This is a genomic window from Sphaerisporangium aureirubrum, from assembly GCF_042658925.1.
Taxonomy (GTDB): domain Bacteria; phylum Actinomycetota; class Actinomycetes; order Streptosporangiales; family Streptosporangiaceae; genus Sphaerisporangium; species Sphaerisporangium aureirubrum.
The window spans coordinates 1-505 of the sequence record NZ_JBHSRF010000242.1 but is presented as its reverse complement, the minus strand read 5'-3'; the positions used below and the strand labels follow the sequence as shown (position 1 = coordinate 505).

Here is a 505-nt window from a genome sequence, read left to right as displayed (position 1 = left end):
GGGGCAGGACTTCTACCGCCGGGTCGGGGTGTCCTTCGAACTGCCCAACCACTACCAGAAGCTGACCGCGCTGGAGAACCTCGAGTTCTTCGCCTCCCTCCACAGTGGACCCGTCCGGGATCCGATGGAACTGCTGGACTCGGTGGGGCTGGCCGGTGACGCGCACACCAGGGTCGGCAAGTTCTCCAAGGGCATGCAGATGCGCCTGGTGTTCGTCCGCGCGCTGCTGCACGACCCGGACCTGCTCTTCCTCGACGAGCCGACCTCCGGGCTCGCCCCGGCCAACGCCCGGACCGTCCGCAACCTCGTGCTGGCGGAGAAAGCTCGCGGGAAGACGGTGTTCCTGACCACCCACGACATGGCGACCGCGGATCAGCTGTGCGACCGGGTCGCCTTCGTCGTCGACGGCCGGATAGCGACCCTGGACTCGCCGCGGGAGCTGAAGGTGGCCCGCAGCCGCCGCCAGGTCCGGGTCGAATACCGCGACGCCGGCGACGCCGTCACC

Annotated in this window: 1 protein-coding gene; it reads left to right on the top strand. The window is 69.3% G+C overall.

Annotated features, from left to right (window positions below; all coding sequences use genetic code 11):
- A partial coding sequence (locus ACFP1K_RS41345) for an ABC transporter ATP-binding protein (protein WP_380764106.1) occupies window positions 1–505 on the top strand: 505 nt, incomplete at both ends.